At 63.5% G+C, this 25,297-nt stretch carries 20 protein-coding genes; 6 read left to right on the top strand and 14 right to left on the bottom strand.

The features are described from left to right. The first annotated feature begins 28 nt into the window (after nt 1-28). Nucleotides 29-6,589 carry a DUF4329 domain-containing protein gene (locus BLQ09_RS25315; RefSeq protein ID WP_159457358.1) on the top strand — a complete coding sequence of 2,187 codons (6,561 nt, stop codon included), beginning with the start codon at nt 29-31 and terminating at the stop codon, nt 6,587-6,589. Between the two features lie 3 nt (nt 6,590-6,592). Here the strand turns inward: BLQ09_RS25315 and BLQ09_RS25310 are convergent, their stop codons facing one another. The 10 genes from BLQ09_RS25310 to BLQ09_RS25265 all read right to left on the bottom strand — a co-directional run bounded on the left by BLQ09_RS25310 (nt 6,593) and on the right by BLQ09_RS25265 (nt 17,166). After that, on the bottom strand, nt 6,593-7,603 hold the full coding sequence (locus tag BLQ09_RS25310; RefSeq protein ID WP_092358942.1) for a FecCD family ABC transporter permease: 1,011 nt from the start codon (nt 7,601-7,603) through the stop codon (nt 6,593-6,595). Further along, on the bottom strand, nt 7,600-8,547 hold the full coding sequence (locus BLQ09_RS25305) for an ABC transporter substrate-binding protein (RefSeq protein ID WP_027607735.1): 948 nt from the start codon (nt 8,545-8,547) through the stop codon (nt 7,600-7,602). Before BLQ09_RS25305 ends, BLQ09_RS25310 begins: the two co-directional genes overlap by 4 nt. Further along, the gene (locus tag BLQ09_RS25300; RefSeq protein WP_092358940.1) at nt 8,544-9,326 is read right to left on the bottom strand and encodes an ABC transporter ATP-binding protein; all 783 of its coding nucleotides are present in this window, start codon (nt 9,324-9,326) and stop codon (nt 8,544-8,546) included. Before BLQ09_RS25300 ends, BLQ09_RS25305 begins: the two co-directional genes overlap by 4 nt. Nucleotides 9,327-9,370: 44 nt before the next feature. Further along, on the bottom strand, nt 9,371-11,479 hold the full coding sequence (locus tag BLQ09_RS25295) for a TonB-dependent receptor (protein ID WP_092358938.1): 2,109 nt from the start codon (nt 11,477-11,479) through the stop codon (nt 9,371-9,373). A gap of 152 nt (nt 11,480-11,631) precedes the next feature. After that, entirely contained in the window at nt 11,632-13,014 is a 1,383-nt protein-coding gene (locus BLQ09_RS25290; RefSeq protein ID WP_027607738.1) for a PepSY-associated TM helix domain-containing protein, read from the bottom strand. Nucleotides 13,015-13,132: 118 nt separating this feature from the next. Next, the gene (locus BLQ09_RS25285) at nt 13,133-15,202 is read right to left on the bottom strand and encodes a TonB-dependent copper receptor (RefSeq protein ID WP_027607739.1); all 2,070 of its coding nucleotides are present in this window, start codon (nt 15,200-15,202) and stop codon (nt 13,133-13,135) included. 93 nt (nt 15,203-15,295) lie between these two features. Next, nucleotides 15,296-15,697: a DUF2946 domain-containing protein gene (locus tag BLQ09_RS25280; protein ID WP_027607740.1), complete on the bottom strand. Its 402-nt coding sequence runs from the start codon at nt 15,695-15,697 to the stop codon at nt 15,296-15,298. 11 nt (nt 15,698-15,708) lie between these two features. Continuing rightward, a complete protein-coding gene (locus BLQ09_RS25275) occupies nt 15,709-16,191 on the bottom strand; it encodes a copper chaperone PCu(A)C (RefSeq protein ID WP_027607741.1) in 483 nt (160 codons plus the stop codon). A gap of 47 nt (nt 16,192-16,238) precedes the next feature. Beyond that, the gene (locus BLQ09_RS25270) at nt 16,239-16,634 is read right to left on the bottom strand and encodes a DUF2946 domain-containing protein (RefSeq protein WP_027607742.1); all 396 of its coding nucleotides are present in this window, start codon (nt 16,632-16,634) and stop codon (nt 16,239-16,241) included. Between the two features lie 175 nt (nt 16,635-16,809). After that, the gene (locus BLQ09_RS25265; protein WP_043293782.1) at nt 16,810-17,166 is read right to left on the bottom strand and encodes a helix-turn-helix domain-containing transcriptional regulator; all 357 of its coding nucleotides are present in this window, start codon (nt 17,164-17,166) and stop codon (nt 16,810-16,812) included. A 443-nt stretch (nt 17,167-17,609) separates the two neighbouring features. On the opposite strand from BLQ09_RS25265, the gene BLQ09_RS25260 reads away from it, so the two are divergent. Next, nucleotides 17,610-17,861 (top strand): DUF6124 family protein, encoded by a 252-nt coding sequence (locus tag BLQ09_RS25260; protein WP_027607743.1) that lies wholly within the window; start codon nt 17,610-17,612, stop codon nt 17,859-17,861. Between the two features lie 58 nt (nt 17,862-17,919). Here the strand turns inward: BLQ09_RS25260 and BLQ09_RS25255 are convergent, their stop codons facing one another. The 4 genes from BLQ09_RS25255 to BLQ09_RS25240 form a co-directional block, all read right to left on the bottom strand. Next, nucleotides 17,920-18,408, bottom strand: a complete 489-nt coding sequence (locus BLQ09_RS25255) for a PIN domain-containing protein (RefSeq protein WP_027607744.1) — start codon at nt 18,406-18,408, stop codon at nt 17,920-17,922. Further along, the gene (locus tag BLQ09_RS25250) at nt 18,405-18,683 is read right to left on the bottom strand and encodes a hypothetical protein (RefSeq protein WP_027607745.1); all 279 of its coding nucleotides are present in this window, start codon (nt 18,681-18,683) and stop codon (nt 18,405-18,407) included. Before BLQ09_RS25250 ends, BLQ09_RS25255 begins: the two co-directional genes overlap by 4 nt. 127 nt (nt 18,684-18,810) lie before the next feature. Continuing rightward, nucleotides 18,811-19,536 (bottom strand): cobalt-precorrin-6A reductase, encoded by a 726-nt coding sequence (locus BLQ09_RS25245; protein WP_027607746.1) that lies wholly within the window; start codon nt 19,534-19,536, stop codon nt 18,811-18,813. Continuing rightward, the gene (locus tag BLQ09_RS25240) at nt 19,533-20,738 is read right to left on the bottom strand and encodes a bifunctional cobalt-precorrin-7 (C(5))-methyltransferase/cobalt-precorrin-6B (C(15))-methyltransferase (RefSeq protein ID WP_027607747.1); all 1,206 of its coding nucleotides are present in this window, start codon (nt 20,736-20,738) and stop codon (nt 19,533-19,535) included. The genes BLQ09_RS25245 and BLQ09_RS25240 overlap by 4 nt, the downstream gene beginning before the upstream one ends. 38 nt (nt 20,739-20,776) lie before the next feature. Here BLQ09_RS25240 and cobG point away from each other — a divergent pair, with 38 nt between their 5' ends. From cobG to cobJ, 4 genes are read left to right on the top strand one after another with little or no spacing between them, the layout of a single operon-like run. Then, nucleotides 20,777-22,123: a precorrin-3B synthase gene (gene cobG / locus BLQ09_RS25235; protein ID WP_027607748.1), complete on the top strand. Its 1,347-nt coding sequence runs from the start codon at nt 20,777-20,779 to the stop codon at nt 22,121-22,123. Continuing rightward, the gene (locus BLQ09_RS25230; protein ID WP_027607749.1) at nt 22,116-22,742 is read left to right on the top strand and encodes a precorrin-8X methylmutase; all 627 of its coding nucleotides are present in this window, start codon (nt 22,116-22,118) and stop codon (nt 22,740-22,742) included. Before cobG ends, BLQ09_RS25230 begins: the two co-directional genes overlap by 8 nt. Next, nucleotides 22,742-23,473 carry a precorrin-2 C(20)-methyltransferase gene (locus BLQ09_RS25225; RefSeq protein ID WP_027607750.1) on the top strand — a complete coding sequence of 244 codons (732 nt, stop codon included), beginning with the start codon at nt 22,742-22,744 and terminating at the stop codon, nt 23,471-23,473. The genes BLQ09_RS25230 and BLQ09_RS25225 overlap by 1 nt, the downstream gene beginning before the upstream one ends. After that, nucleotides 23,473-25,110 carry a precorrin-3B C(17)-methyltransferase gene (gene cobJ / locus BLQ09_RS25220; RefSeq protein WP_027607751.1) on the top strand — a complete coding sequence of 546 codons (1,638 nt, stop codon included), beginning with the start codon at nt 23,473-23,475 and terminating at the stop codon, nt 25,108-25,110. Before BLQ09_RS25225 ends, cobJ begins: the two co-directional genes overlap by 1 nt. The last annotated feature ends 187 nt before the right edge of the window (nt 25,111-25,297 follow it).

Genomic DNA, 25,297 nt, shown 5'->3' with positions numbered 1-25,297 from the left:
CGACGACGAACATGATCAAGGGAGTGTCATGCAAGAGCATTTATCCAGAGAGGAGCGCGCGGCAGCGAGGGGCCTTCGATATACCCTCAGCCCTGGGTTTATCAGTGCCGACGATGCTGCACGCTATGTGCACGAGCGCATTGGCGACAAGCGCGACCGCGAGTACGGCAGTGTCATTCTCCAGCGCCTGGCCGATAGCAAAGTGTTTGCCACCGAGCCGATTCCCGGCAAGGCGGCGACGTTCGACTTTTCGCTGTTGCTGGAGCGCGGGGCGCAGAACGAGTTCCTCGATCCTGAGGGCTACAAACTGGTGGGCGGGGTGCATTCTCACCCTGACCAGTTTGCCCAGCTCAAGGCCCTCAATCCCGGTTATCGGGACCGCCAGGTGCGTATCTTCAACAGCTTTTTTTCCACCCGCGATGTGGTCTTCAACCACTACGAAGGGCGTGCGTTCGGCACCGCCTACTTGTCGGGCCCCCAGGGCGTATTGCTCAAGTACCAGCCGGGTTTTTCCGAGGCCGAGCGCAAGTTTGTCGACTGGATCGACGACGTCAGTACAGCCGTGCCCGCCGATGGTCACGATGGCACGCTCGAAGGCTTTATCAGGAAAGTGGCGTCGGTAGGCCGCCTGTCGTTGCTGGTCGCCAGCGATGACTGGGGCGGGGTGCCCGGTGTCATCGATCAGCGCTGGCGGCCCTATCTGCCATTGAACAGCGGCCAGCCCACCATCGCCTGCGGGGCGGTGTATCCCGAGGTCACCCAGGCGCTCAACGCCGTGCAGGCGCGCATGCGGCGCATGCCGAATGTCAGCCAGATGGCCCTGCTGCTCAAGCATGAGCTGCGCGATGAGTTCGCCGCCACCCAGCCCTTCGTACTCAGCAGTGCAGAGCAGTTGCCCACCGACAACCACCTGCCTTTGCTGGCGGGCGGGCCACCCTTGCCGGAGGGCTTTCACCTGCAGGGCTTCTTCTATCTGTCGCGGCCGGTGCCGGCGCAGTTTCCGACGGTGGAACCGTGGCTGTACCAGCAGTTCTTCAGCCCTCGGGAGCTGGCGGCCTACATCGCCAAGGCCCGCCGCTACATGCATACGGCGCCCTCCGTGCTGGGCATCTCGCTGTACCTGCGCACCAAGGACAATGCCTTGCTGCGCTACCGGTTCAGCGGCTCACCGGCGGAAACGCGATTGTTCACCACCGATGAGCCCGGCCTTGACCTGGCCCTCGCGGCGGGAACCCTGACCCCGCGCCAGTTTGTGAAACAGGTGGCCGAAGCCGGTGAGTTGAGCGTCGAACAGACCAGCCCGCTGTGGGACGTGGAAGGCGTGGTCGAGAACAACTGGACGCCCTATGCACGCTTCCCCTTCAAGCAGGCCAGCCTCGGCCAGGCGTTTTCGTCGGCCGACAAGGCCGCACAGTTTGCCCATGCGCAGGTGGGCGAGCGCCGTGACCGCGCCTATGTGGCGCTGATTCTGAAGCACCCCGACCAGCACTTTGTACTGACGCAATTGCTGCAGGCGGGCACCAACCCTTATGGGTTCCAGGGGTTCTATCCGTGGGACGCTTACAGCAAACAGTTGGCGTTGCCCGGTGGTTATCAACTGCACGCCTGGTTCGGCTCGCACATGGCGTTGTCATGGGAGAACCTCGATGCCGACTTCAAGACGAAGTGGACCCGCGACGATGCCAGTGTCTACTTCCAGGGCTTTACTGACGTCGAGGCCCACAGGATTCATCAACTGCGCGTGCCGGGCTACCTCTCCGGCGCTGCAGACAGCCTGCTTGTGCTGGAGCCGGAAGGGGCGGACCAGGCCGCATTCACGCGATTGTTCGCGCCGGCGCCGGGCGGCAGCCTGATTGCCAGAGACCTGGCGGACGGTACCTATGCGCCTGCCGAAGGCGTGCGCAAGTTGGCTGGGGTCAGTCGCCTGCGGGTGGTCCTGGGCAATGCGCTATGGGGGCCGCCTGGCGCCATTGACCGGCACTGGCGAGCGTTTGCCGCTGCGCCGTCCCTGCCGAGCGCCGCGACCGCCGTGGCTTCCCTGCCGGCCTTGAGCCCGGCGTTTGTGTCTGCGGATGATGCGGCACTGTGGGCTCACCGGCGTATCGGGACGCGACGCGAGCGTGAGTTCGGTGGAGTCATCCTGAAAAAGCCTGGCGGGCATTTCTTTGCCACCGAGCCGCAAGTCAGCACCGGCGTGCGGTTCGACTTCCTCACCCTCCTGGGCACGGATGATCGCGCCCGGTTCATTGCTCCGCCCTCTTATGAATGCCAGGGCTTCTACCGTTCCTATCCGGCCGAGCCTGGCGAGGTGGAGCGCTACAACCCGGGCTTCAACCCGGACCAGGTTGCGCTGACCGGCAGCTTCTTCTCGAATGCCGATCAGGTGTTTGCCCTGTCCCACCGTGATTTCACCCCGGTGCATTATCTGTCCGGTCCTGACGGCGCATTGCTCAAGTACACGAGCAGCGGTTCCCAGGCCGAACAATCCCTGTTGCGGCAGTTGACGGGGATCGAGCCGGCGCAGCCTCTCACCGCGTTCGAGGGGGCGGTGTGGAACCTGGCGCAGGCCGGGGACCTGCGGGTCGTGGTGGGCAGCAAGGTCTGGGGTGGGGTGCGGGGGCGTGTGCTGCACGGCTGGACCCTGGGCAGCCCTGTCACCTCGGTGCAGGACCTGCCGTTTTTTACCCCGCTGCTGTCGATGGGGCACAGCGCGGTGCTGGTCGCCCTGAGCAGCGTCGACTTGCTGGGGCAGGCGGCGGTGGGCGTGGTGCTGAAACACCGTACCACCTCGAATTACATCGCTACGTTGCCGGCGCCGTTGGGGACGACCCTGGACAGTCTGTTTCCCGTGGGGGACCGCGGTGAGCCAAGGCTGGTGCCGAATTATCGCCTGGTGGGCCTCTACCACGCCCAGCCGGCCCAGGCGCCGGAGCGCCTTCCGCCCAAGGAGGCGTGGCTGTACAAGCGGTTTGCTACGCCGCCGTTGCTGGTGGACGCCATGAGGCAAGCGATCGCCAGCACCGGTATCCAGCTCGCTGAGCTTGGTCTCAAGCTGTATCTGCGCACCGCTGATAACGCTTTGCTGCACTGGCAGGTGCCGAGTGCCTCGTCTGCCAACGAGCTGTTTGTCGTCGACGGCCAAACCGTGACCGACAACGGCAATGAAGCGGCCTTGCTCGACGGCACGTTGTCGCCGCGGGACTTCGTGCGCCGAGTGATTCGCGCGGGCGCGTTGTCGGTGGTCCAGCAAGGCGGCCTGTGGAACACCCTCGGGCCGTTGTATGACAGCGAGCACTTGCCGCTCGGTTCAGGCGCGCTGCCCTTGAGCGGGATGTTCCTGACCGCGGACGACGCCGCGCGGCATGCCCATGAACGCATCGGCGTTCGCCGCAGCAATGCCTATGCCGGGTATGTCCTCAAGCGGGACGATGGGCGATTTGTATTCACTGAGCCGGTGGCCATTTCCGGCGACGGCTTCGCCTCCGACCTGCTGCGCCCTGCCAACGGCAGTGCTTATCTGGTGCCGCCTGCGGGCCATCAGCTGTATGCGCGCTACAGTTCGCATACCGCGTTATCCGTGGCTGACCTGGAACGCCAGCGGCGTCTTGGCTGGACGCTGGCCGATCTGGAAGTCAACGCCACGCTGTTCTCCGATGTGGAGATCCGTTCGGTGATCGAGTCGCGGCTGCCGGCCTATCTGAGCGGTTCGCCGAATAACCTGATCAGCTATCGCCCCAGTGGCTCGGCCAATGAGCTGCTGGTACTGAGCAATACCCGGCGCGAAGCAGGCCAGCATGGCTATTTCGAGCGGTTGGAGAGCGGCCGGCTCAAGCCGGTGGACATCGTCGCCCGGCTGGCCGATGCCGGCACCTTGAGCGTGCTGGTGCGCAGCGCGTTGTGGGGGCCGCGCGGCCGGGTCTACAACGACTGGACGCCCAACTTCGACTACGCCGAAGTCGATCTGCAGGCACCGGCGTTCGGCGCGATCTTCGACAGTCTCGATGCCGCGGCACTCAATGCCCATGTGCGCTGGTACGGCAGGAACCTGGATGCGCAACGCTGCACGGCGTACATCCTCAAGCATCCGCAGCGCGATGAGTTTGTGGTCAGTGAACTGCTGGCGATCACCTCCGGCGGGCGTTGGTTGAGTGACTCCTCCAGGGGCGTCGGTTATCTGGCCGGTGGCGAATTCGCCAAGGGGTTCGAGCTGGCCGGCCTGCTGTTTTCGCAGCAATGGGTGCCGGCGGGATTGCCCACCCCCGAGGCCTGGCTGGCACGGTTCTTCATCACCCCCGAGGTGCTGCTGCGCGCCGAACAGGATGCCCGGCATCTGCCGCGCCCGGCAGCCACTGCGATACTGCCGGTGTATGTGTCGACACACGATGGCGCCTTGTTGCGCTACCAACCTCCGGCATCCTCCCTGCTCAAGGAGGCCACCGACGGCACGGGCGTGATCATCGCCGGGATGAACCTGCACAACGGGACGCTGGACGTCCAGCGCTATGTGTCACAGGTCGCCCAGCCTGCGGACCTGCGGGTGCTCTACACCAGCCAGTGCTGGGACCGCCGGGGAGCGGTAGGCCAGGGTGGCGTGGCCTGGCGCCCCTACGCCAACTTCATCCGCCGTCGCCTGGGCCCGGCCTTTCATTCCCAGGACGATGCGGCCCGGCACGTCCGTTCGCTGCTGCAGGGCAATGGTCTGCTGGGCGGGTTGATTCTGCAGCGTCCCGATGGCCTGTTTGTCGCCACCGAACCGCTCAAGGTGCCCCAGGAAGACTTCGACCCCAAGTGGATTTTCCCGGATGAGGTGGTCAGTACCGGTGGCTTCCCGGCGGCCCATACGGTGGTTGCACGTTACCGCTCCAGCCCGGCCCGGGAGTTGCCCTTCGTACTCGAACTGGCGCAGGCCGGCCTCTATCGCAACATGCTGTCCACCCGCGTGATTTCTTCGGCCCTCGCAGGCCAGGACGCACGCCTGAACCGCGAGTACCTGCTGGGTTCCGATGGCTGTGTGGTGAGCTACACACGCAGCCACTCCGCGCTGGAGGAAGCGCTGAGAAAACAGCTTTTGCCCCTCGACGAGACACGACGCGATCGCCTGGAAAACCTGCTCGAACGTCAGATTCGCAACGCCGCGCTGGCGCCTGGCGAATTTGTCACGCGCCTGGCCAATGCGGGTGTCTTGCGGGTGGTGGAGGGCAGCCCGACGTGGGGCACGCCACGCCGGATCCTTGGCGCCTTCATCGTCAATAGCGACCGCCCCGCGCCATTGGCGATCCGGAACGCACTGGCAGACCCGGCGTTCAGCCCGCTGTTCACCCAGGAGCAGGACGCGGTGCGGTATGCCCATCAGCATCGTCGGCATGGCGAACACCTGCAGTTCGGCTACGTGTTCAAATCGCAGAAAAACGGGCACTACATGGTCAGCATGCCGCTGGTGCGCCAGAGTTATCGTGACTTTGCGCAAGTCTTTCCCGACGGTCTTTTCCCCCAGGGCTATGGGCTGGAAGGCTTCTACCTGTGTGCCAGCAGCGACAGCGTCACGCCGGCCACGGATCCGTTGCACCAGGCATTTTTTTCGCCCACGGACATGGACATCGGCATCCGCTTCTCGATTCACGGAATCAGGGGCAAGCAACTCACGTTTTACCTGTCATGCGCGGATGGTGCCCTGCTCAGGTATCAATACCTGGGCACGGATGCGCAGCTGGATTCGTGGGGCTCGCTGCTTGAAACACGGCAGCAGTTGCGCGCAGGCCGGATGACCCTGCTCAGTTACGTCCATCGCCTGCTCGACAAAGGGGTCCTGGATACGCTGGTCCGAGGCGAGGTCTGGACCACGCGCAATCGTGTCGATACGTTCTGGAAACCCGGTGTCGATGAGGTGTTTGTGCCGCCTTGGCGTGCGGCCTGCGGTCCGGTTTTTTCCGATGGGGATGATGCCGCGCGCTATCTCCGGCGCCAGCTTTCGCCGTATCAGGGCAAACAGTACCTCTCGGCGATACTCGCCAATGCGGCGGGCACGTCGTTCCTGGCTACCTTGCCGGTAGCGGCCGGGGCCGACCAGTCGCTGATTCTGCGCCTGTTCTACAGCGGGCCGCTGGGCCCTGTACAACCGGCGGTGCCGCCAGCGCCCCTGCCGGACTTTCCGCAGCCATATGCGGTTGCGGGTGTCCATCTGCTCTACAACAGCATGCCGGCCACCGACAGCCGGGCGCCGAAAGATATCGCCCTGACGCGTCATTTCGTGGCGCCGACCTTCCTGAGTTATTTCATCAGGGTGTTGCGCGGGCTGTCGCGGCCGTCGCCGGGTCTGTATCTGTCGAGCCAGGCCGGGGCGTTGTTGAAGTACCTGCCCAGTTATTCGGCGCAGGAAAGCCGGGTCCTGGTGGGCGGTCCCGACGTGTATCCCACCGTGTTCCTGAAGGGCGTGGCCAGGACCGGCAAGCTGTTCGTGCTGGACAAGGACGACTTCTGGATGAACGAGGGTCTACTGTCCGAACGGCAAGTGGAGCGCTCCAATGGCCTGGAAGTCGCCGTGCCCGAGGTCGACGAACCGCTGAGCCTGCGCGACCGCGACGAGCTGTAAACGTCAGCGCTTGCGCATCAGGCCGATGAAGAACAGGCCGCCGATCGCCGCCGTGGCCACGCCGATCGGCAGGTCTTCGGGGGCGATCAAGGTGCGCGCCGCCACATCGACCCAGATCAGGAACAGGCTGCCCAGCAATGCACACACTGGCAGCAAGCGACGATGCTCGGCGCCCACCAGGCGCCGGGCGATGTGCGGCACCATCAGCCCGACAAAGCCGATGGAGCCGCTGATGGACACCAGCACGCCGGTCATCAACGAGGCGACCAGGAACACCTTCAGCCGTACATTGCGGGCGTTCAGGCCAAGGGTCACGGCGGTCTGTTCGCCGGCCATCAGCGCGTTCAACGGGCGGGCCATGCCCACCAGCACCAGCAGCCCGAGCACTACGCTGGCGCCCGGAATCGCCAGCAGTTCCCAGCGTGCCAGGCCGAGGCCGCCGAGCATCCAGAACATCACCGCCGAGGCGGCGCGATGGTCGCCCATGAACAGCAGCAGATTGGCCGCCGCCATCATCACGAACGACACTGCCACGCCGCACAGCAACAGGCGATCACTCTCCAGCCGGCCATTGCGACTGGCTACCGCGAGCACCACGATCATGCTCGACAGGGCGCCGATAAAGGCGGCGATGGGCAAGGTCAGCAGACCGATGATCTCGCCTACATGCAGCACCACGATCACCGCGCCCAGGGTCGCGCCGGAAGTGACACCCAGCAGGTGCGGATCGGCCAGCGGATTACGCGTGACCGCCTGCAACACCGCACCGATCAACGCCAGCCCGGCCCCCACCAACGCCCCCAGCAGCATGCGCGGCACGCGGATCAGCCAGACGATAGGTGCCTGCCCGGCCGACCAACTCACTTCGCCGATGCCGAAGACCTTGTACAGCAGGATGCGCCACACCACGTCCGCCGGTACCCGCGCCGGGCCAAAGCCCAGGGATATCACACAGGACACCAGCAGCAATGCGCCCAGGACGGCAAGCAACAGGGGGTAACGACGGGTGATCATTCGCCGTGGAACCCCTTGGCCAGGGTTTCCACCGCCAGCACGTTATCGATGCCCGGCGTGGCTTGTACATACGGGATCACGATAAAGCGCTGGTTCCTGATCGCGTCCACCCCTTGCAGCGCCGGGTTGTTGAGCAGGAACTGCTGTTTTTGATCGGCGGTGACTTCGCTGTAGTCGACGATCACGATCACCTGTGGATTGCGCTCCACCACCATCTCCCAGTTGACGCGGGTCCAGCTGGCGTCGACGTCATCGAGGATGTTGCGCCCGCCGGCCGCGTCGATCAGCGCCTGGGGCATGCCGAGGCGGCCGGAGGTCATGGCGCGGTCTTCACCGCTGTCGTAGAGGAACACGCGCGGCTTGTGGGCGGGCAGGTCTGTCTGCACCTCGGCGACCTGTGCCTGCATCTGCGCGATCAAGGCATTGGCGCGGTCCTGCACGTCGAAAATCCTGCCCAGGTTGCGCAGGTCGTTATAGGTGTCGTCCAGGGTCGCGGCCGGGCGCTTCATCACGAAGGCGCACGACTCGGTCAGCTCGTACACGTTGATCCCCAGCGGCTGCAGGGTGTTCGGCGTCAGGTCGCCGCCCACGCGCATGCCGTAGTCCCAGCCGGCAAAGAAGAAATCCACATTGGCATTGAGCAGGGTTTCCACTGACGGGTACTTGCTCGCCAGTTCCGGCAGGCCATCGAGAGTCCGGGCCATGTCCGGGGTGACCGACTTCCAGCCGGTGATGCCGCTGTAGCCGGCCATCCGCGGTTTGAGGCCCAGGGCGAGCATCATCTGGGTCATGTTGATGTCATGGCTCACCGCATGCTTCGGCGCCTCCCGGAAGGTCACGTCGCGGTTGCAGCTTTTGACGGTGACCGGGTAATGGGTGGCTTCAGCGAAGGCTGACGAAGCACCGAACAGCAGGGCCACAAGGGCGAAGGCGCGCAGGATCATGGTTGGGTTATCCAGGTGATGCGGGGATGGTCGGCCAGGGGATGAGTGTCGATCAGCGCCTCGACGCCGAACACATCGCGCAGCAGTTCAGTGGTCAGCACCTGGTGAGGCGTGCCGCTGGCGACGATGCGCCCGTGGTCGATCACGTAGAGCCGATCACAAAAAGCGGCGGCCAGGTTGAGGTCGTGGATGCTGGCCAGGGTGCCGATACCCAGGCGCTTGACCAGCCTCAACAGCTCAAGCTGGTAGCGTGGATCGAGGTGGTTGGTCGGCTCGTCGAGGATCAGTAATTGCGGTTGCTGGGCCAGGGCGCGGGCGAGGATGACGCGCTGTTTTTCACCGCCCGAGAGGGTGGCGAAGGCATGCGCTTCAAAGCCCTGCATGCCCACCGATACCAGCGCCTGTTGCACCAGCTGCCGATCCTCCAGGGTGTCGCTGTCGAACAGGCCCTTGTGGGGCGTGCGGCCCATGGCGACCACTTCATCGACTCGCAGGCCAAAGGCATCCGGGAACTCCTGCAACACCACGGCGATACGTTGCGCACACCACTTGGCGCCTTGCTTCCACAGGTTCCGGTGGGCGAGCAATACGTCGCCGCGCTCCGGCTGGGTGAACCGATAGGCGCAGCGCAACAGGCTGGTCTTGCCGCTGCCATTGGGGCCGATCAGCCCGACGAACTCCCCCGCAGCGACGTGAAGGCCTGCGTCACGCAGTTGGAACGGGTGTTGGCTGTGGTTCGCTGGGGCCCAGTTGATGCGGGTGAGGGTGAGTGAAGTCATCAAGTCTCTCAAGGCCTGCAGGGATCCAACGGTGTTTGGGTCAGTTAGAAGGTGTAGTCCGCCGTGACGAAGAACGAGCGCGGTTCACCGAGGATCCATTGCTGGCCGTCGTTGTACTGGCTGACCGCGTAGGTGCGGTCGAACAGGTTGTTCAGTTGCAGGCCCAGGGTGGTGTTGCGCATCGCCTTCCACGACAGCGTGGCATCGACCACGGTGTAGCTCGGCAGCTCGTTCTGGTTGGCCATGTCGGCATACCGTGCATCGACATAGCGCACCCCGGCACCGGCGCGGATGTCGTCGCTCAGGGCCTTGCTCAGCCAAAGGTTGGCGGTGCGGCGTGGCACGTCCACCGGGCGATTGCCGTCGCGGGACACTTGTACGCCGTCGACAGCCTGTTTGAAGTCGTCGTACTGCGCCCGCACGACGGCTGCGTTGGCTTGCAGCGCCCAGGCGTGCGGCAGTTGCAGGTCGAGGCTGGCTTCCAGGCCGCTGGAGGATTGCTGGCCGACTTGCTGCTTGAGGTCCGGGTTGCCGGGGATGTCGGTGAGCAGTTTCTTCTTGACGATATGGTAGGCCGCCACTGTCCATTCGCCGCGTTGATCCCAGAAGGCCTGCTTGAGGCCGATCTCGGTTTGCCTGGCGGTGGAGAGGTCGAACTGCTGCTGGCCAGGGCTCAGGGAAATCAGGCCGCCGACCCCGTCGGTGCTGGTGGCGTACTGGCCGTAGACCGAGGTGTCGGGGGTGATTGCGTAGACCAGGCCGGCCTTCCAGTTATTACCGGTGAGGGTCTTGTCGCTTTGGCTGGCGTCACGCAAATCATCGCGCTCGACGTGGGCATAGTCGCGGCGGATGCCGGTGACCAGCGCCAGTTGGTCGGTGAGTTGCAGGCGGTTTTCGGCGAAACCGGCAACGGTTTTGGTGGTGGTGGCGAACAGCGGTTTGAACGGGTTCTGGCTGTCGAACCGAGCGGGCGCCGGATCGTTGATATCCACCGGCTGGCCGCCGGGCAGTGCGTCGTTGAACGGTGAGTTGCTGGCCAGGCGGAAACGGATGCGGTTGTATTCCACGCCCGTCACGGTCTGGCTGTCGAGGCCGAACAGGCTGTGCTTGAAGGTGAAGGTCTGGCGATCGCCGACCTGTTCCTGGTTGTGCTTGATGCCGAAGTTGCCGCTGCGGGTCAGTTGCCCGTTGGTGACGTTGTAGTTCTCGGCGTTCTGCCAGCGGCGCTGGTTCTTCAGGTAGAACAGTTCATTGGTGGCGCTGACGTTGTCAGTGATCTGCCACTCGCTGGTCAGGCGCGTCCACTGGTCGTTGTAGTGCTGGGTGTCGTTACTGACGTTGTAGTTCTTGTCGCGCAGGCCCTTGTGCAACTGGCCATTGATCAGCGGCGTGCCGAAGTAGTTCTGCGGGCGCTGGTCGCCGTAGTCGCTGGCCAGGGTGAAGCTCAGGTTGTCCGCCGCCTGCCAGCGCAGGGCGCCGCTGACGAAGTCGCTGCTGGAGTCGCCATGGTCGATAAAGCCGTGGCTGCGCAGGCGGTTGAGGTTCAGGCGATAGCTCAGGGTGTCGGTCAGCGAGCCGCCGCTGTCCAGGGCCTGTTGCTGGCGATCGTAGGCGCCGTAGCCGAGGCGGAGGTGGTTTTCGATCTCACCTTCGAAGGGTTTTTTCGGCACGGTATTGATCACCGCACCGGTGGCGCCTTCGCCGTACAGCACCGAGGCGGGGCCGCGCAAAACGTCTACGCGTTCCACCGCCCAGGTGTCCACCGGGAAGGTCGAGGTGCCCATGCCCATGTACATGCGGGTGCCGTCGTACAGTTGCATCACCGAGCCCTGGCCGGTAAAGCCACGGGCCGCCAGCGAGGTGCCGCCATCGCCCGGTGTGCCGGTGCGGCTGATGCCGGTGGCACGGGAAATGGCGTCCTGCACGCTGGCGTCGCCACGCGCGCGGATCTGCGTGCCGGTCTGGCTTTCGACACTGCCCGGGGTTTGCAGCGCGCTGAGATTCAGGCGCGAGCCTGCGGTGGTCGGTGTGTTCAGGTCGACGTGTTGGTCATCCACGGCCGCTGCGGTCACCGGGCTGGCGGGCAGGGTCAGGGCCTGGGCGCTGTCATGCAGGGCGAGCAGGCACAGGCCGGACACTAGGTACTTGTTCATTGGGCGGAAAATCGCTTCTTCGAGGCGGTGCTCGCCGCTGGGCGCGGCGAGCTGAGGTATGCAGTAAGTGTTATAAGTTAACACTTCCTGCGTCTTTGGCGAAAGCCCGCGTAAGACTACCTAACGCCTCTATGTAGGGCATCTCGCCTACTTCATAGCGAACCTGAGGTGGATTCACGTTGGCTGAACAACCGTGAAAACACCAGGCGATCCAGCGCCCAGACCGCGATCAACGAGGCGCCCACCAGCGGGAACAGGAGCGCCAGCCCGAGCATGATCACCATCGCGGTTTTCCACTTCGGCAGGTCATGACGCAACGGCGGAACTCCCAGGCCGCCCTGGGGCCGACGCTTCCACCAGATCAACACGCCACTCACCGCGCTGAGCAGGATCATCAGGCAGATCAGCAGCACGATCAGCTGGTTCACCCAGCCGAACATCTTGCCCTCGTGCAGCATCACGCCGGTCTCGGTGGCCCGCGCCACGGTGTTGTAGTGCGCCCAGCGCACATCGGCGAGGACTTTGCCGGTGTACTGGTCCACATGCAGGGTGGCGTCGTTGCGCGGGTCGTCGGCGAACACCGCGACGGTGAACACGCCTTCGGCAGTGGTGGGGAAAGTGATGCTGTAGCCGGGCTCGACCTTGCGTGCCGTGGCCAGGTCCACCACCTGTTGCAGGCGCACCGTGGGCGCGGCGGGAGCAGCGTGCATGGCGCCGTGGTTCATGTGTTCGGCATGGTCGCCGGACATCGGCATCGGCGTGTTTTCCATGGCCCAGGGCACGGTCTGTTGCGTTGCGGTATTGAGCACCCGCGCCTGCTGATCGGACTGCGGCACGTTGTTCCACATCGCCGCCGGGAAAGTGTTCCAAAGGTCGGCGTATTGCTTGCCCCAGAAGCCGGTCCAGGTCATGCCGCTGAGCAGCATCACCAGCAGAAACGCCGCGCCCCAGAAGCCGGCGACGGCATGCAGGTCACGCCAGAACACGCGGCCACGGCTCGTGAAACGCGGCCATAACACCCCGGCCGACGTTTTGCCGCGCGGCCACCACAGGTACAGGCCGGACACCACCAGCATCACGCCCCAACCGGCGGCGAGCTCCACCAGGCGATCGCCGACGGTGCCGATCATCAGCTCGCCGTGCAGGGCGCGGGCGATGGCTTGCAGGTTGTTTTTCGCATCCTGCTCACCGAGTACGGTGCCACGATAGGGGTCGACGAACACTGTCACTTCGCGCCCGCCGTCGTGCATCACGAACTGCGCGCTGCTGGTGGCGTCGGCGGGTGGCAGGTACTTGCTGATCTTGCCCTGGGGAAAGGCCGCCTGGGCGCGTTGCAACTGTTCGTCGGCGCTCAAGGCGTGCTCGGCGCTTTGCACCTTGAGCAGGTCGCTGTACATCAGCGGATCGAGCTGGGGTTTGAACAGGTAGATGATGCCGGTCAGGGCCAGCAGCACCATGAAAGGGGCGACGAAGAGGCCGGCGTAGAAGTGCCAGCGCCAGGCCAGGTTGTAGAAGGAAACTTTTTGAGTGGTCATCAGGGATGCTCCGCAAAGCTTGAATTTTTTGTCGTTGGTCAGACTGCTATCGGGGGCAAGCCCCCTCCCACATGTGGAATGCATTCCAACTGTGGGAGGGGGCTTGCCCGCGATGCTTTTAGAAGCTCATGTCAACCTTGGTCCACAGGGTGCGCCCCGGCTCCTTGATGGCCTGCGGGTCGTTGGCCGGGTAGCCGAACCCGGCGTTGCCGGCCAGGTTCAGGTGCTCGGCGTAGGCTTTGCCGAACAGGTTGTCGACGCCGGTGCTGACCTTGAAATTCTTGTTGATGCGATAGGCGCCATTGACCGAGAACACGCCAAAACCGCCGCTCTTGTCGTAGTCCTTGCCGACCACATTGCCCTTGTTCTGGTCGATGCGGTTCTGCGCCGCCACTACCCGCCACAACGCGCCGGCACTCCAGTCGTCTTCGCTGTAGGTCAGGCCGAAGCGTGCATCCAACGGTGGCATTTGCGGCAGGGCCTTGCCGTCGCTGCTGTTCTTGCCCCAGGCGTAGGCGAGGGTGGCATCGGCTTTCCAGTTCTGCGTCAGTTTGTAGGCCGCGCCGAGTTCACCGCCCATGATGCGCGCGTCCACATTGCGCGCCTGGGAGGTGGTGCCCATCATCCCCGCCCGGTAGTCGAACAGGATGAAGTCACGCACCTGGCCGACGTAGCCCGAGGCCCAGGCTTCGAGGTTGTCGGCTTTGTACTGCGCGCCGACGTCGAGCTGGGTGGTTTTCTCCGGCTTCACGCCGTCGAAGGCGTTGACCGAGCCGACTGCGCCGGTGTTGGGCGAGAACAGCTCCCAGTAATCCGGGAAGCGCTCCGAGTGGCCCAGGCCGGCATAGAGGGTGGTCGGGCTGTCGGCCAGGTCGTGCTCATAACGCATAAAACCCGAGGGCAACGTATCGGCGCGGGTGTCGTCGGCGGTCGGGTTGGCGCGTGCACTCATCCCGGAGCCGGTGGTTTGCCGGAAATCCTTGGCCGAGGTGCGGTCCAGGCGCGCGCCGGTGATCAGGCGGTCACGGTCGGCGGCGTACCACGTCAGTTCGCCGAATACGCCGTAGTTGTGGAAGTTGGCGTCCTTGACCTTGGGCAAGTCCTTGTAGGTGTCGATGCCCATGCTGCTACGTTGGCGGTGTTCGTTGGTCTGCGCATCCAGGCCGCTGATCAGTTGCACATCGGCCCAGCGCCAGGTGGCCTTGATGCGCGCGCCGAGGGTGCGGCGGTCGACGTTGGAGGCCATGGGGCCGGCCATCATCCCGGTGCCCGAGGGCGTGCGCAGGCTGTAGTTGTCCATCACATGGTCGGCGTAGTTGTAGTAGACCTGGGCTTCGACCTTATCCAGCACTTCGCCGATATTCGATTTTTCGAAGCGCAGACCCAGGCTTTCGCGCAGGAACTGCGAACCGTCCATGCCGCGCCCGGCGTAACGCGCTTCGCCGTCGCCACGGCCGGCGGTGAGCTCCAGCAGGGTGTCGGCATCCGGGGTGAAGCCGACGGCGACGTCGCCATTCCATTTGTCGTAGCGCGAGGCGACGGTGTCGTTGTTGCCGTCCTTGTAGTCATCGGCATGGGCCTGGTTGCCGATCACCCGCACATAGCCCAGCGGCCCACCGGCGGCGGCATCGATGACCTTGTCGAAGCGCCCGTTGGAGCCGGCCAGCACACTCGCGTTGAGCCGCGTGCCGAGTTCACCGAAGTGTTCCGGTTCGCGCTCGAACAGGATGGTGCCGGCTGAAGCACCGGGGCCCCAGAGTACGGTCTGCGGGCCTTTGATCACGGTGAGCTTGTCGTAGGTTTCCGGCGAAATGTAGGAGGTCGGCGCATCCATCCTGCCGGGGCAGGCGCCGAGCATCATGCTGCCGTTGGTGAGGATGTTCAGGCGCGAGCCGAACATGCCGCGCAGCACCGGGTCGCCATTGGTGCCGCCGTTGCGTACCAGGGCGAAGCCGGGGATGGTCTTGAGGTAGTCGCCGCCGTCGCTGGCGGGCACCGGTTGGCGTGGGTCTTTGGGGTTGGTGACCACGGTCAGCGGCGAGCTGGGCGCAATGGCGGTGATCACCGTGGGCGTCAGCTCATGCTCGGCGTGTTCATCGGCCTGGGCGTGGGGAACGAGCAGGGCGCCGCATAGGGCAGCGAGCACAGAGGTGCTTCCCAAACGGGAGTCAGCAGTAAACCTGGACATGACAAATTCCATCAATCAATCGTAAACAACACGGCCAGCAGCCTGCGGCTGTCTGTCTAAAGTCGGCCGGGGTGAAGTAACGGTGTCAGGTGCTTACGAGGCGATGGGCGGGGCGCGGCTGCGGGCGCCGGGGAAGATGCTCTGCCGGGCATGGCCCAGGCGCGGTGCGGGGGTAAGGGCATTGGCCGGCGGCGGGGTACCGATGGCCGTGAATGACACGCTGCCGGGCAGGGCCGGGCAACTGTAGAGCAAGTCGCAATAGCCGCACTTGGACCAGAGCGCGTGGTGTTCGTCAGGGGCTTTCTTGTGATGGACGTCGCCGTGGTCGCCGGGCATGTCCATGGACATGTTCATCGACATACCGGCGTGATGATCCATCGGCATCGCTTGGGAAATCAGCGGACCGATAAAGATCATCAGCATGGCGAACAGGCTGATCCAACTGCCGCGCTTCACGCGGCGGTGTGGGGATAGCCTGGCGCGAGGGGCGCCCATCTGGAGTCAGTCTATTGAGGGTGCTTGTGCGCGTGGCCGGCCATCGGCGGTACTTTCTGTACCGACACTTCCACCTCGACCTTGCCGGCTTTTTCAAAGGTCAGGGTCAGCGGGAATTGCTTGCCATCGGCCAGCAGGCTGCGGTCCTTGAGGCCCAGCAACATGACGTGATACGCCATGGGCGCGAAGGTCAGGTCACCCTTGGCCGGTACGGCAACGCTGGGGACTTGCTGCATCTTCATCAAGTCGCCCTGCATCACATGCTCATGCAGCTCGGCCTTGTCGGCCACTGGTGTGTCGACACTGAGCAGGCGGTCCGGGGTAGCGCCGGTGTTATGAATCACGAAATACGCGGCGACGGTGGGCGCGTTGGGCGGCAATTCCTGGGACCAGGGATCGCTGACCAGCAGGTCGCCGGCCTTGTAGTCTTCGGCATTGGCAGCACTGAACACCGGCAGCAGCAACGCAGCCAGAAGCAGGGAAGATTTAAGCATGGCAGTTCTCCAGAACGGTTCTAAACGCAGTTCACTTGCGAAGAAGATCAGGACGTTGGAGAGGCGCGGGGGTTAAGGCTCGGCCATTGCTGGCGCGGGGTGGGGGTTTGCAATGGGGTGTGTGGTTGACGCTGTACCGTCTCGAATCGCGTGAGATACAACTGCGGCACATGCCCCGGCAACGCCACCAACGGCGCCGAGCCCGAGCAACACCAGCAATGCTGCATGGTGGAATGATCGTCCGGCTGCGGCGCCGGAATCTCCAGCTTGCCCAGGGCAATGGTCTTCAGGCTGGCGCCATTGGACGAACAGAAACTGCCCCACAGCAATTGCTGCACGGGGTCCTTGGATTGTTGCATCGCGCTGGCCATTGGCATGGCAAAGGCGTTGAACAGCACTGCAAGGCAGGCGATCCAGGCAATTGCAAAGCGTTGACGGGCCATGGCGGACAATCCGTAGGGTTAAACGATCAGGCGGGTATTTAGCCTGATCGGGGGGGATAAGTAAAAAGTGGTGGTGTGGTTTGGTGTCGCAGTGCTGGGTTTGAGGATAGACGGGGAATCGAGAGGATGCCGATCTTCAAGTCAACGCCCCTCCCACATTTTGGATTGTGTGTGGCTATTGCTTCGCGTTGAGCCTGCGAGTCGCGCGGGCAATGTCGGCTCGCGCCACCTTGATCAATGAGCCATCGCCTGGGTCTTCTTCGATACAGGCTTCAAGGAAAGCATCCATCTCTTCTTGTGTGTGGAGATGGTCAGCAGCGTCGAAAACTGTGAACGTCGTCTTTCTGTCAGATAGGTATTGGGCTTTTTCCAGCCATTGGTTTAATCGAGCTGCGACTTCGGGTTCATCCAATTTTAGTTCGTCGGCCTCAAGGCTTAGCGCGTGCGCGAACTCTGGGTTCGCGATTATGTGCTCGATAATTGTGCTTTCAGCAGGTCGAGTCAGGTGCTGCGTACGGGGTTTGTTAGTCATGTGAACCTCATGTTTACGCCGTAGGACAAAGCGTCGAGGATCATCGCCAAGGGTATGCGGTTCTAGGTAGTCAGCGGGTTCCGTTACGCATGTAGGTAAATTCTCCTTGATCCGCCGCGCAGCCCGAATATGAGGTCGTTCCACAGAAACTTCCGACAACTCTTTGAGGTTGCCGGTAGGAAACTCAATCTCTAGTCTTCGTACACCGCTGCAAATGCCGCGGACGGGCGTCGCGGCCCGACTTCCTAAGAGCAAAAGCGCTATCGTCTGCTTTCAGTTGATGCTTTTTTATCGTCTACTGTGCGGCGCTATGGCGGCTGTGCGCGGGATACCTTTGGGTATGCCGGGTTGCCTCGGGACCGGTCCGCGAACCTGCGTACAGCTGCCACCCTATCGCGTCGCGGCGAATCAGTGGCAGCTCCACATTCCTGAGGAGCTTCACAATGATCAAACCCACCCCCAATCCCCCCGTCCGGCTGTTCACCGTGGCCGATGGCATCAGCACCGAAGACCTGTTGGTCAACCTCAGCGAAACACTTGCCTCGGCCAACGCGCTGAGTTGCGACCTTGCCTTTAACCTGGAAGGCGCACCACGCGAGGAATTACTGGGCGTTGCGCAGTTGATCGAGCTGGCACAATTGCTCGCTGACAGGGTGCACGAAGGAGCAGGGCAGGCAACCGCCGCGAGTAGTTAACAAGTTCGATGAGCGATCGTTCCTGCGCATATGTGTGGGAATGATCGTGTGGCAGGTCTTAGACCTCCCAGCTGGCTTCCCGTATATGATTGAAGTTGACGACATCTACGCAGTGCTGATGAGCAAACCCAGCGACTCTGAGATCGTCAGTCAAAACCAGATAGTTATCTTTTGCTGCGGCAACAATGCCAACGTCGGTAAGGCCGTAGGGTGAAAGCTCATAATCGCGACTTATATCCAAGGCTGGATGATGGACCTCGATTATTGTTGATAGTGAGTTTTTTAACGTTGCATAAAAATCGCGCAGCTTGTTTCCATGAAGTCCATTTGTCAGGTTGCTGACTTCAGCGAGAATGTGAGGGGTTGAAACAAGTTTTTCGAACTGGTCAATCACTTTGAGCAAAAGTTGATAGTCTGCATCGCTGTAGCCGCGTGTTCTCTTGAACTCCACGATGCTGGACGTTCCTCCTATCAGTGCCAGAAGCAGCAAGTTAGTATCAACGATGATTCCTTTTCTTCGGTATTGCTTGATGTAGGCTTCGATCATACTTCGCGAATCTTCATGGAGCGGAACTCGCCAGTCTCCGAGTCGATGATGAATGTTTTGTATTTTCTTGCATGCATTTGTCCGGCTAAAGATGCGCCTAGCCTTTCATAGTTATTAGGGGTGGGGACATTGAAGCCCAGTGTTATTGCCCAGGTTTTATTGTCTGGGTCTAACTCTACTTCCTCAAGCATCAGGTCTTGTAGTGCTGTTTCTTGCCCGAGAAAGTCGTTTGCGACCGCCTTGGCGAGTTGTACGGCTTCTTTAACTTCTATCATGTCAGCTCCTGAATACCGTTGGGCCTGGCTTGAACTGTTCCTGGAGTTTAGCACTTCGTGTTGTGGGTTCATCGCCGTCCCTTGAGGTAACAAAAAGATTGGATAGAGGGTGGCGGATGATCCTGATCTATCGAATGAAATCTGCCAACGAATCGATTGTTTCTGCGGGCGACAAAAGCTCCCGATCCACCGCCGCCAACACCGGCCGCTTCAACACCAACACCGGCACCCCCCGTTCCCGCGCCACTTCCAATTTCGGCTCGGTGGCGGTGCTGCCACTGTTCTTGCTGATCAGCACATCGATCCCACGCCGTTCAAACAACGCGCGTTCATCTTCGATCAGAAACGGTCCGCGCGCGCCGATCACTTCACAGCGATCATTCCCCGGATACACATCCAGCGCGCGCAACGTCCAGAACTGCTCGGCGGGGATTTCGTCGAGATGCTGCAATGGCTCGCGACCCAAGGTGAACAGCGGACGCTTGAAGGGTTTCAAGGCGTCGATCAACTCAGCCCAGTCACTGACCTCCCGCCAGTCATCGCCGACCTGCGGCTGCCACGCCGGGCGACGCAATGCCCAACACGGCACACCGCTCAACCGTGCAGCCTCGGCGGCATTGCGGCTGATCTGCGCCGCATACGGATGGGTCGCGTCGAGGATCAGGCTGATCTGTTCGTCGCGAACAAACTGCGCCAACCCTTCGGCGCCGCCATAACCGCCGACACGCACCTGGCAGGTAAGATCGGTAGGCACACGCCCCACACCCGCCAGGCTGTAGATATGCGCCGGCCCCAAGGTGCGCGCTATAGCCAGCGCTTCGGTCACACCGCCCAGCAGCAGGATGCGTTTCATCGCGGCTTGACCACTTCCAGCAGGGTGATTGGAAGCGCCTGGCGCCACGTATCGAACTCACCCAGTGGCTGGGCCTGAGCGACGTGGATGCGCGTCAGTTCGCCGCCATGCGCCGCGCGCCAGTTCATCAAGGTCATTTCGCTTTGCAGGGTGACGGCATTGGCCACCAACCGACCCCCGGGGCGCAGGTGTTGCCAGCAGGTGTCGAGCACGCCGTCGCGGGTGACGCCGCCGCCGATGAAGATGGCGTCGGGAGCTGTAAGGCCGTGCAACGCTTCCGGGGCTTTGCCACGAATCAACTGCAAACCGGGCACGCCGAGGGCGTCGCGATTGTGTTCAATAAGGCCCTGTCGGCCTTCGTCTGCTTCAATTGCCAATGCTCGGCAGCTCGGATGGGCGCGCATCCATTCGATACCGATGGAGCCGCTGCCCGCACCCACGTCCCACAGCAGTTCGCCGGGCATCGGGGCGAGGCGGGCGAGGGTCATGGCGCGCACATCGCGTTTGGTCAGTTGGCCGTCGTGCTGGAAGGCGGAATCGGGCAAGCCAGCGAGGCGCGACAGACGTGGTGTGTCGCTGGAGGCCACGCAGTCGATGGCGACCAGGTTCAAATCGGCGACACAGGCGTGCTGCCAATCCTCAGCCAAACCGTCGATGCGCCGCTCATTTGCGCTGCCCAGGTGTTCAAATACTGTCAATCGGCTGGGCCCAAACCCGGATTCAGCCAACAACGAAGCAATCAACGCGGGACTGCCGCCGTCATTACTCAGTACCAATAAACGCACACCTGTGGCCAGATGCGCATTGATCGCCGCCACTGGCCGGGCCACTACTGACAGCGTCACCACCTCCTGCAACGGCCAGCCCAGCCGCGCCGCCGCCAACGACACCGACGACGGCGCCGGCAAAATCAGCAGTTCTTCAGCCGCCACCTGTCGCGCCAGGCTGGCCCCCACGCCATAAAACATCGGGTCACCACTGGCCAGCACGCACACAGGCTCGCCACGCCGCGCCAGTACCGGTTCCAGGGAGAACGGGCTCGGCCACACCTGGCGCTCACCGCGAATACACACCGGCAACAGGTCCAACTGGCGCTGACCACCTATAATCCGCGAAGCGCGCAACAGGGCATGCCGGGCATTCCTGCCCAGCCCCTTGAAGCCGTCTTCACCGATGCCTACAACCGTCAGCCAGGGCGACATATCAATTCCTTGAGCGACATCCGACGGGCAGGCTTTTCATGCCGCCGGACAAAGCAGGCATAATACCGCGCCTTTACCCGTCAACCGGTAGCCCCGTGAACCCAACGCCCGCTGTGAATACCTTGCGCCCCTCGGCTTGTCCGGGGTTGCTGCGTATCGTCCAGGCGCTGGATGGCGGCATCTGCCGGATCAAACTGGCCGGTGGCTCGATCAGCGCCGCCCAGGCCTGTGCCGTGGCAGACGCGGCCCAGGCCTATGCGGGCGGGGTGATCGAGGCGACCAACCGCGCCAACTTGCAGATACGTGGGATCGGTGCCGAGCAAGACGCCTTGATCGCCATGCTGCTGGCCGCCGATCTGGGCCCGAGTAACGCCGCTGGCGATGACGTGCGCAACCTGATGCTCAGCCCCAGCGCCGGTATCGACCCGCAGATGCTGTTCGACACCCGGCCGCTGGCCGAGCAGATTCTCGCCAGCCTGCAAAACCGTCCGCGTTTCCATGAGCTGTCGGCCAAGTTCGCCGTGCAACTGGATGGCGGCGAGGCCCTGGCGATGCTCGAGCATCATCATGATCTGTGGCTGTCGGCGTTCGTACGCAATGGCGAGACGCTCCTTGCGTTCGGCCTGGCGGGTTGTCCAGGGCAGGATGCGCCGTTGGCCGCCGTGCCGTTGGCACAGGGCCATGGGTTGGTGGTGGCGGTGCTGGAGGCGTTTCTTGACCTCGCCACCCCAGAACAAACCCGCATGCGCCACCTGGCTGTGGATAAGTTGCTGAGCCGCCTCAGCCTGCCGCTGCTGCCGGCCGATGGCTTCAAACGCCCGCCCAGCGGCGCTTTGCTGCACCTCGGGAGTTATCCACAGGCTCAAAGCAATCAATTCTACGTCGCGGCCATCGCACCCTTGGGGCGCCTGGATTCGACGATGCTCACAGGCGTGGCGCAGCTCGCCAGCGAATATGGCGACGGCACCGTGCGCTTCACCCCCTGGCAAGGTGTGTTACTGCCCAACGTCGAAAAACCTCACGCCGTGACCCAACGCCTGGCGCAACTGGGTTTCCTCTGCACCGTCGACCAACCCTTGGCCCGCGTGATCGCCTGCACCGGTTCCAGCGGCTGCGCCAAAGCCCTCGCCGACACCAAGCCCGACGCCGTGCACTTGGCCGCGCTGCATCCCGGCCATGACGTGCACCTGTCCGGCTGCTCGCGTTCCTGCGCCGCCGCACATATCGCGCCGGTCACCTTGCTGGCGGTGAGCCCCGGCCACTACGACCTGTATTTTCGCGATGCAGCCCACCCCGGTTTCGGCCGGCTGCACGCACGCACCCTTTCCATTGAAGCGGCGGGCGCCTTGCTGCGCGCTCACCCACGGAGCAACACCGATGATTGATTACATCCGCGACGGTCAGGAGATCTATCGCAACTCCTTCGCCATTATTCGCGCGGAAGCCAAGTTGGAGCGTATCCCGGCCGACCTGGAGAAACTCGCGGTGCGGGTGATCCATGCCTGCGGCATGGTCGAGGCCATTGATGGCCTGCAGTTCTCCACCGGTGCGGGCAAGGCCGGGCGCGATGCGCTGGCCGCTGGTGCGCCGATTCTGTGTGATGCGCGGATGGTCTCCGAAGGCGTGACCCGTGCGCGCCTGCCGGCCAACAACCCGGTGATCTGCACCCTGCGCGACGACAGCGTGCCGGAGTTGGCGCGGGAGCTGGGCAATACCCGTTCCGCTGCGGCCCTGGAGCTGTGGCGTCCGCACCTGGAAGGCAGCGTGGTGGTGATCGGCAATGCGCCGACGGCGTTGTTCTACCTGCTGGAAATGCTCGACGCGGGTGCACCAAAACCGGCGTTGATCCTCGGCTTCCCGGTCGGCTTTGTCGGCGCGGCCGAATCCAAGGCGATGCTGGCAGCGGACAGCCGCGGCGTACCGTTCGTGATCATGCAGGGCCGCCTGGGCGGCAGTGCCATGGCCGCCGCGGCGGTGAATGCGCTCGCCACGGAGGTCGAATAATGCCGGCACGCGGACGTTTGATCGGCCTGGGCGTCGGCCCCGGCGACCCGGAACTGATTACCCTCAAGGCCCTGCGCCTGCTGCGCGAATCGCCGGTGGTGGCGTATTTCGTGGCCAAGGGCAAGAAGGGTAACGCCTTCGGCATCATCGAAGACCACCTGGTGCCACAGCAAACCCTGATGCCGCTGGTGTACCCGGTGACCACCGAAGCGCTGCCGGCGCCGTTGTCCTATGAACAAGTGATCAGCGACTTCTACGACACCGCCAGTGTCGAGGTGGCCGTGCACCTGGACGCCGGTCGCGACGTGGCGGTGATCTGTGAAGGCGACCCGTTCTTCTACGGCTCCTATATGTATTTGCATGACCGCTTGGCCGAGCGCTACGAAGCCGAGGTTATCCCCGGTGTGTGCTCGATGCTTGGCGGCGCCTCGGTGCTGGGCGCGCCGTTGGTGTATCGCAACCAGAGCCTGTCGGTGCTGTCGGGCGTATTGCCCCACGAAGACCTCAAGCGCCGCCTGGCGGATGCCGACGCGGCGGTGATCATGAAGCTGGGGCGCAACTTCCCCAAGGTGCGCCAGGTACTCGAAGAACTCGGCCTGGCCGAGCGCGCACTGTATGTGGAGCGCGCGACCATGGCCAACCAGAAAATCGTGGCGCTGGACCAGGTGGAGCCGATGTCTTCGCCGTACTTCTCGCTGATCATCGTGCCGGGTGAACGGTGGCAAGGTTGATGACCCCGGCGATTGTCATTCTGGGCCAGGGCAGCCTGGCCACCGCGCGCAGGATCCAGCAGGTTTACCCTGGGGCACTGATCCACGGCCTGGCCGGGCGGGTTGAGGGGGCGGACCAGCCTTACGGCGAATTCGGCGCGACCCTGCGTCAGCTCTACCAGCAGGGCACGCCGCTGATCGCCCTGTGTGCGGCCGGCATCGTGATCCGCACCCTGGCGCCGCTGCTGCTGGAGAAAGGCGAAGAACCCGCCGTGCTGGCCGTGGCGGAAGATGGCAGCGCCGTGGTGCCGTTGCTCGGTGGTCTTGGCGGTGTGAACGTCATGGCGCGGGACATCGCGGCAGCACTGGGTGTCGCTGCGGCGATCACCACCAGTGGCGAGCTGCGTTTCGGCACCTGCCTGCTCAACCCGCCTGCGGGTTATGAGCTGGCAGACCTGGAACTGGGCAAGCGCTTCGTGTCCGACCTGCTGGCGGGCGAAAGCGTGCGCATCGAAGGTGCGGCACCGTGGTTGGACCAGGCGAATTTGCCTCAGGACCAACAGGCGCATCTAGCCATTCACGTGGGCAGTGCCGAGCGTGTGCCTGCCGCCAACGAGTTGCTGATCTATCCAAAGACGGTGTGCGTGACCTGCAAGCCGGGTGCGCAGTTGGCCGAGCGTGTGCGCGCGGCCTTGCACGAGGCGGGTATTGCCGTGCAATCCCTGGCGTGCCTGTTGGCCAGCGATACGCAGATGGCTGACCCGTCGTTGCACGAAGCCGCGTCGGCGTTGGGCGTCCCGCTGCGCTTTGGCGGCGTTACCCAGGCTGCCGATATTGTCATCGAGGTGGCTGACCAACCGCTGGAGCTGGCCCAGGTTGGCCGCCGCCGCGGCCGCCTTGCCGTGATCGGCCTGGGCCCTGGCGCCGCCGAGCTGATGGTGCCGGCGGTCAAGGCCGAACTGGCGCGCTGCACCGATGTGCTGGGCTATGAAACCTACGTGCGCATGGCCGGGCCGTTCCGTGACGATCAGGTACAGCATTGCACCGATAACCGCGAAGAGATGCAGCGCGCCCGCCACGCCTTCGAGCTGGCCGCCCAGGGGCGTTCGGTGGTGGTGGTGTCGTCCGGCGACCCGGGCGTCTTCGCCATGGCGGCGGCGGTGATCGAGGCGTTGCACGAGTCCGGCGATCCGGCGTGGCATCAGGTCGACCTGGAAATCCTGCCGGGGGTTTCGGCCTCCCTGGCCACTGCCGCCCAGGCCGGCGCGCCGTTGGGCCACGACTTTTGCGTGATGTCGCTGTCGGACAACCTCAAGCCCTGGTCGATCATCGAAAAGCGCCTGGACCTCGCGTCCCAGGCCGACCTGGCCCTGGCGTTCTACAACCCGATCTCGCGTTCGCGGCCTTGGCAGCTGGGGCGCGCCCTGGAAATCGTCGCGCAACACCGCAGGCCTGAGACCCCGGTGGTGCTGGGTCGCGATATCGGTCGCCCCGGCCAGACCCTGCGCGTCACCACCCTCGGGCAACTCACGCCAGACCAGGTGGACATGCGCACCATGGTGCTGGTCGGCTCATCCACTACCTGCACATTCCCTCGCGCCGGTGGCGGTGAATGGGTGTACACACCGCGCTGGTACGGTGCAAAACCCGCCTCCTGAAAACGCCTGGATGGCTGCACGAAAGCTCCGAATGACAATGGGTGATCACCTGCTGTTGCTCGGGGCTTTTTCTTTTTTGAGTGACGAAAGCCGGAAGGCCACGAGGGGCGCCCTGTCATTGCTGGGCAGCGTTTTTTGCCGCGTTCCGGCAAGCGATGTTTGTGGCATGGAAGAGCCGCCGCTGACT

Source organism: Pseudomonas sp. NFACC25, assembly GCF_900100935.1.
In the GTDB taxonomy this organism is placed as follows: domain Bacteria; phylum Pseudomonadota; class Gammaproteobacteria; order Pseudomonadales; family Pseudomonadaceae; genus Aquipseudomonas; species Aquipseudomonas marginalis.
The sequence above is the reverse complement of the archived record's forward strand: the minus strand, read 5'-3'. Positions and strand labels throughout refer to the sequence as shown.

Coding starts and splice junctions, on each gene's coding strand:
- BLQ09_RS25245 (WP_027607746.1), bottom strand. CDS start 19,536: ATGAAACGCATCCTGCTGCTGGGCGGTGTGACCGAAGCGCTGGCTATA.
- BLQ09_RS25275 (WP_027607741.1), bottom strand. CDS start 16,191: ATGCTTAAATCTTCCCTGCTTCTGGCTGCGTTGCTGCTGCCGGTGTTC.
- cobG (WP_027607748.1), top strand. CDS start 20,777: ATGCCGCCGGACAAAGCAGGCATAATACCGCGCCTTTACCCGTCAACC.
- BLQ09_RS25280 (WP_027607740.1), bottom strand. CDS start 15,697: ATGGGCGCCCCTCGCGCCAGGCTATCCCCACACCGCCGCGTGAAGCGC.
- BLQ09_RS25265 (WP_043293782.1), bottom strand. CDS start 17,166: ATGACTAACAAACCCCGTACGCAGCACCTGACTCGACCTGCTGAAAGC.
- BLQ09_RS25255 (WP_027607744.1), bottom strand. CDS start 18,408: ATGATCGAAGCCTACATCAAGCAATACCGAAGAAAAGGAATCATCGTT.
- BLQ09_RS25230 (WP_027607749.1), top strand. CDS start 22,116: ATGATTGATTACATCCGCGACGGTCAGGAGATCTATCGCAACTCCTTC.
- BLQ09_RS25250 (WP_027607745.1), bottom strand. CDS start 18,683: ATGATAGAAGTTAAAGAAGCCGTACAACTCGCCAAGGCGGTCGCAAAC.
- BLQ09_RS25285 (WP_027607739.1), bottom strand. CDS start 15,202: ATGTCCAGGTTTACTGCTGACTCCCGTTTGGGAAGCACCTCTGTGCTC.
- BLQ09_RS25270 (WP_027607742.1), bottom strand. CDS start 16,634: ATGGCCCGTCAACGCTTTGCAATTGCCTGGATCGCCTGCCTTGCAGTG.
- BLQ09_RS25305 (WP_027607735.1), bottom strand. CDS start 8,547: ATGATCCTGCGCGCCTTCGCCCTTGTGGCCCTGCTGTTCGGTGCTTCG.
- BLQ09_RS25295 (WP_092358938.1), bottom strand. CDS start 11,479: ATGAACAAGTACCTAGTGTCCGGCCTGTGCCTGCTCGCCCTGCATGAC.
- BLQ09_RS25315 (WP_159457358.1), top strand. CDS start 29: ATGCAAGAGCATTTATCCAGAGAGGAGCGCGCGGCAGCGAGGGGCCTT.
- BLQ09_RS25225 (WP_027607750.1), top strand. CDS start 22,742: ATGCCGGCACGCGGACGTTTGATCGGCCTGGGCGTCGGCCCCGGCGAC.
- BLQ09_RS25300 (WP_092358940.1), bottom strand. CDS start 9,326: ATGACTTCACTCACCCTCACCCGCATCAACTGGGCCCCAGCGAACCAC.
- BLQ09_RS25310 (WP_092358942.1), bottom strand. CDS start 7,603: ATGATCACCCGTCGTTACCCCCTGTTGCTTGCCGTCCTGGGCGCATTG.
- BLQ09_RS25290 (WP_027607738.1), bottom strand. CDS start 13,014: ATGACCACTCAAAAAGTTTCCTTCTACAACCTGGCCTGGCGCTGGCAC.
- cobJ (WP_027607751.1), top strand. CDS start 23,473: ATGACCCCGGCGATTGTCATTCTGGGCCAGGGCAGCCTGGCCACCGCG.
- BLQ09_RS25240 (WP_027607747.1), bottom strand. CDS start 20,738: ATGTCGCCCTGGCTGACGGTTGTAGGCATCGGTGAAGACGGCTTCAAG.
- BLQ09_RS25260 (WP_027607743.1), top strand. CDS start 17,610: ATGATCAAACCCACCCCCAATCCCCCCGTCCGGCTGTTCACCGTGGCC.